Origin of the sequence: Mesorhizobium sp. M7A.F.Ca.ET.027.03.2.1 (genome assembly GCF_003999175.1) — a bacterium.
Taxonomy (GTDB): domain Bacteria; phylum Pseudomonadota; class Alphaproteobacteria; order Rhizobiales; family Rhizobiaceae; genus Mesorhizobium.
On record NZ_RZOM01000421.1, the window covers coordinates 1 to 4,847 of the forward strand.

Here is a 4,847-nt window from a genome sequence, read left to right on the forward strand (position 1 = left end):
GGCCCAATGTCTGTAGGAACTCGCGCAGCGATTCCTGTTTGGCCAGCGATGGCGCGTCATGGACGCGATAGACCAGTTCCTGTTTCTTCGCCTCGAGCGTTTCGGCCGCCGCGACATTGGCCTGGATCATGAATTCTTCGATGAGCTTGTGGGCATCGAGCCGGTCCGGCACGATGACGCGATCGACGGTGCCGTCCGGCTTGAGCACGATCTTGCGCTCCGGCAGGTCGAGTTCGAGCGGCTGGCGTCCGTCGCGGCCGCGCTTCAGGATCGCATAGGCATCCCACAGTGGCTTCAGCACGGTTTTGAGGATCGGGCCTGTCTTGTCGTCCGGCGCGCCGTCGATCGCCGCCTGAGCCTGCTGGTAGGCGAGCTTTGCCGCCGACTTCATCATGACGCGATGGAAGGAGTGCCTGAGCTTGCGGCCCTCGGCCGAAAAAACCATGCGCACCGCGAGCGCCGGCCGGTCCTGGCCCTCGCGCAGCGAACAGAGATCGTTGGAGATGCGCTCGGGCAGCATCGGCACGACGCGATCCGGGAAATACACCGAATTGCCGCGCTTCAATGCTTCGCGGTCGAGCGCCGTGCCGTAGCGCACATAGGCGGCGACGTCGGCGATTGCGACAGTGGCAACCACGCCGCCGGGGTTCTTCTCGTCGAGATCCGGCGTGGCGAAGACGGCGTCGTCATGGTCCTTGGCGTCGGCCGGATCGATGGTGATCAGCGGCAGGTCGCGCCAATCCTCGCGGTGATCCAGCGTCGCCGGTTTGACCGCTTCGGATTCTGCGATGACGTCGGCCGGGAAGATATGCGGAATGTCGTGCGCGTGGATGGCGATCATAGAGACCGCCTTTTCGCTGGTCAGAGAGCCCAGCACGTTAAGCACCTTGGCCCTCGGCAGCCCATAGCGGGAAGCCCGCGCCGGCTCGACCTCCACCAGATCACCGTTCTTGGCGCCGTTCTGGAACTCCTTGTCGACGATCAGTTCGGGCTGGCGCCGTTCCACGGGCTCGATGCGGAAGGTGCCGTCCTGCAAGATGCGAAAGACACCGAGCACGGCATCGGTACGTTTTTCGAAAATCTTCACCACCCGCCCGGTGTAGGCGGGGCCGCCCAGGGCGACGTTCGTGTCGTCGGCCGGAAAGGTCTTGGCCAGCACGCGGTCGCCAATGCCGGGCGCCGGTCCACTGCCACTGCGCGACAGGCGGATGGAAACGATGGGCGGCGGTCCATTGGCCGTGTGTTCGGTAGGACGCGCCAAGAGCACGCCATCGGCATCGCGGTCGAAAATATCGAGGACCGTGACATGGGGCAGGGCACCGACGCGAGCCAGCCCCTTGCGCTCCTTGGTGAGGACGCCTTCGTCCTGCAAGTCGCGCAAAATGTCCTTCAGCCAGATGCGGTCGTCGCCGCGCAGTGCGAACGCCTTGGCGATGTCGCGTTTGCCGGCGCGATCGGGATTTTCGGCGATGTAGCGCAGGATTTCGTCACGCGAGGGCCGGTAGTCGTCCTTGACCTTGGCCCTGGTGTCGGCGGTGCGCGGATCGCCGTGGGTTCTGCCGGTGATCTTGCGCGCCACGCTGTCCTATCCTTTTTTCTTCGCGGCCGGCTTCTTCGCAGCCGGCTTCTTGGCTGCTGCCTTCTTGGTCGCCGGGGCCTTGGCCGCGGCTGCCTTTCGGAACGGCTTCTTGCCGCCGCCCTTGGCTTCCTTCTCGGCAATCAACGCCAGCGCATCCTCGATCGTCACCGACTGCGGATCCTTGCCCTTGGGCAGCGTAGCATTGACCTTGCCGAAATTCACGTAAGGCCCGTATTTGCCGTCGCGCACGACGATCTTGCCGCCGCCATCGGGATGGTCGCCAAGCTCCTTCAGCGCTGCGGCAGTACCGCCATTGCGGCCGCCCTTGCCCTTCAGCTGCTTCTCGGCGATCACCGATACGGCGCGGTTGAGGCCGATCGAGAACACGTCCTCGATGCTTTCGAGATTGGCATAGGTGCCGTCATGCAGCACGAAGGGGCCGTAGCGGCCAAGCCCGGCTGAGATCATCTTGGCGGTTTCCGGATGCTGGCCGACATCGCGCGGCAATGACAGCAGCGCCAGCGCCTTCTCGTGGTCGATCGACTCTGCCGTCCAGCCCTTGGGCAGGCTGGAACGCTTGGCTTCCTTGCCGTCGCCACGCTGCAGATAGGGGCCGAAGCGGCCGCTGCGCAGCGTGATTTCCTCTGACGTGTAGGGATCCTTGCCGATCACCTTGGTGCCGTCTTCGCCGCCGCCATTCTCGCCATTGGGATTGGCGGCATCGCCGAGCTGGCGGGTGAAGGAGCATTCGGGGTAGTTGGAGCAGCCGACAAAGGCGCCGAACTTGCCAAGCTTCAGCGACAGATTGCCGGTGCCGCATTTCGGGCAGATGCGCGGATTGGAGCCGTCCTCCCGCGTCGGGAACACCAGCGGTGCCAGTTCTTCATTGAGCGCGTCGAGCACGTCGGTGACGCGCAGTTCCTTGATGTCGGCGACGGCACCGGAAAAATCCTTCCAGAAATCGCGCAGCACGTCCTTCCAGGCGAGCTTGCCGTCGGAAATCTCGTCGAGCTTTTCCTCAAGGGACGCGGTGAAGTCGTATTCGACATAGCGTTTGAAGAAGCTTTCGAGGAAGGCCGACAGCAGCCGGCCCTTGGCCTGCGGCACCAGCCGGCGCTTGTCGATGGTGACGTAGTCACGGTCCTCTAGCGTCTTCAGGATCGCCGTATAGGTAGAAGGCCGGCCGATGCCGAGTTCTTCCAGCTTCTTGATCAGCGAGGCTTCGGAATAGCGCGGTGGCGGCTCGGTGGTGTGCTGGGTCGCGTTGATCGCCTGGCGGGCAAGCTGCTCGCCGGCGCGGATTTCGGGCAGGCGGCGATTTTCCTCGTCTTCCGCATCGTCGTCCTTCTGGTCGGTGTAGGCGGCAATGAAGCCGTCGAAGCGAACGACCGAACCGATGGCACGCAGCTCAGCGGTGCGCGATCCGTTGACCGCCTCGATCTCGGCGGTGGTACGCTCGATCTCGGCCGACTGCATCTGGCTGGCGATGGCGCGCTTCCAGATCAGCTCATAGAGCCGCATCTGGTCGGAATCGAGATAGTGCCTGACGGATGCCGGGGTGCGCATGAAATCCGTCGGGCGGATCGCTTCGTGCGCTTCCTGGGCGTTCTTGGCCTTGGCGGTATACTGGCGCGGCTTTTCCGGCAGGTATTTTGCGCCGAATTCCTTGGCAATGGCGTCGCGTGCGGCGTCGATCGCCTCGGGTGCCATCTGCACGCCGTCGGTTCGCATATAGGTGATGAGACCTGTGGTCTCGCCGCCGATCTCCATGCCTTCATAGAGGCGTTGCGCCACCTGCATGGTGCGGCTGGCCGAGAAGCCCAGGCCCGATGAGGCGGCCTGCTGCAGCGTCGAAGTGGTGAAGGGCGGGCCGGGATTGCGCTTGGTCGGCTTGGCTTCGACCGACACCGCCTTGAAGGTCGCGCCTTCAAGCATCGACTTGATGTCGTCGGCCTGCGCCTTGTTGGAAATGTCGAGCTTTTGCAGCTTCTTGCGATCGAAGGCGGTCAGCCGCGCTTCGAAATTCTCGTTGCGCGGCGTGCCCAGCAGTGCAGCGATCTGCCAGTATTCCTCGCGGATGAAGCGCTCGATCTCGGATTCGCGATCGCAGACCAGGCGCAGCGCAACCGACTGGACGCGGCCGGCCGAGCGGGCGCCCGGCAGCTTGCGCCACAGCACCGGCGACAGCGTGAAGCCGACGAGATAATCCAGCGCCCGGCGGGCGAGATAGGCATCGACCAGCGGCGCATCGATCTGGCGCGGATTGGCCATTGCCTCCAGCACCGACGATTTGGTGATGGCATTGAAGACGACGCGGCTGACCGGCTTGTCCTTCAGCGCGCGCTTCTGCTTCAGCACTTCAAGAACGTGCCAGGAAATGGCTTCGCCTTCGCGATCCGGGTCGGTGGCGAGGATCAGGCCATCGGCATCCTTGACCGCCTTGGCGATGTCGGCGAGTCGCTTGCCCGAGGCGGTGTCGACCGCCCAGGACATGGCGAAATCCTCATCCGGACGCACCGAACCATCCTTGGCAGGCAAATCCCTGATATGGCCGAACGAGGCCAGAACCTTGTAGTTCTTGCCGAGGTATTTGTTGATTGTCTTCGCCTTGGCCGGCGATTCGACGACGACGACGTCCATGAGGTCTCATATCAGCTGTGGTGCGGCAGAAGAATTCCGCTGCGCGCGACGAAATCTCGTTCTATTTGTCGCTCACATGGCCGCGCTTTTGCATCCGGTCAAGGGGAAGCGCCCAAATTGCGGGCCGGTCTGCTGCAATACACTCCTAGAGTGTATAGAGAAAATCACAGAATTTGGGAAAGGGAGATGGTGGTCTCAAGTCAGCGGAAACGACTGGTTTTCATTTTCGCCGAGTCGCGGAAAGCTGCTGGAGCAGTGGCATCGGGGCGACGCCAGTGGCAAATTGATCGACGCTGGCCGCCGGCTGCATAGAGCGATGCCTGGCGACCAGCCTTGTTCCGCCATCAGGCGTGAATGTATTGAGTATCTTAGTCGGCCTTGACGATATGCCAGACTTCGCCGACGCCGTCGCCGGTCACATCGCCGGGCTTCTTGTCCTTGATGAAGGTGTAGACCGGCTTGCCGTCATAGGCCCACATCTTGGTGCCGTCGGTGCGGTCGACAACGGTCCATTCGTCGTCCGCATTGGCGCCGGCTTCGGCTTTCAGCGGCGGCCAGTTGGTGGCGCATTTGTCGTAGCAATTGGTCTTGCCCTTCTCGTCCTTGTCATAGGTATACAGCGTCATGC

At 63.0% G+C, this 4,847-nt stretch carries 3 protein-coding genes; all 3 read right to left on the bottom strand.

Going from position 1 to position 4,847, the window contains the following annotated elements; genetic code table 11:
- Positions 1-1,579, bottom strand: a 1,579-nt coding sequence (locus EN750_RS18595; protein ID WP_127397284.1) for an RNB domain-containing ribonuclease, incomplete at its 3' end; no start/stop codon positions are given.
- A gap of 6 nt (positions 1,580-1,585) precedes the next feature.
- Positions 1,586-4,219 (bottom strand): type I DNA topoisomerase, encoded by a 2,634-nt coding sequence (topA, locus tag EN750_RS18600; protein WP_127397285.1) that lies wholly within the window; start codon positions 4,217-4,219, stop codon positions 1,586-1,588.
- 368 nt (positions 4,220-4,587) lie between these two features.
- On the bottom strand, positions 4,588-4,847 hold a 260-nt coding region (locus EN750_RS18605; RefSeq protein ID WP_127397286.1), incomplete at its 5' end, for a hypothetical protein.

Excerpts from the sequence above, each read along its gene's own strand:
- topA (WP_127397285.1), bottom strand. The coding sequence starts at position 4,219 with ATGGACGTCGTCGTCGTCGAATCGCCGGCCAAGGCGAAGACAATCAAC.